The organism is Bacteroides sp. AM54-2NS (assembly GCF_003602935.1).
GTDB classification, from domain to species: Bacteria; Bacteroidota; Bacteroidia; order Bacteroidales; family Bacteroidaceae; genus Bacteroides; species Bacteroides xylanisolvens.
Window position 1 is genome coordinate 1 of record NZ_QTMZ01000162.1, and the last position, 504, is coordinate 504.

Here is a 504-nt window from a genome sequence, read left to right on the forward strand (position 1 = left end):
ACACGGAGAATGCCGGTTTCATGCGACCGAATAGGTCGTTGCATCCGAGCGGTTTGCCGAGGAAGACCGTAGTTCCTCCTGCCGCTTGGACAAACCAGTTGTCCGTCCACGGCGAAGCGACCAATGCCCCTTTCATGTAGGAAGGTTTAAGCGGACGAAGCATACCGTCTGCCGAAAGTCTGCGTACAACGGTGGTGGTGTCCGCCGTGCGGTGATAGTCTTTGGCTTGTACGCCCAATGACAGGGCTAAGCCAAGGGATAGAATAAGTATTTTTCTCATGTTGTTCAATTTAATCTGGTGAATACTATAACAGGTGATACGTGACAGTGCCGCTTATCGTTTCTTCTTTTTGCCGGAAGAGGGGCGCATCATGCGTGCAGCCTTCATCATGCATCGGCGTGCCCAAGCGCGTTCATCCTCGTCATCGTCACGTCCCCATTTGAGGTCGGACGAACTGCCGCCACCGCCATGACCTTCGGCAAAGGTGGTGGCATCATCGACGT

Annotated in this window: 2 pseudogenes; both read right to left on the reverse strand. The window is 53.8% G+C overall.

The features are described from left to right. Positions 1-280, reverse strand: a pseudogene (locus DXA05_RS26315) (hypothetical protein); the annotation flags it as partial. A gap of 54 nt (positions 281-334) precedes the next feature. Then, a pseudogene (locus tag DXA05_RS26320) lies at positions 335-504 on the reverse strand (recombinase); the annotation flags it as partial.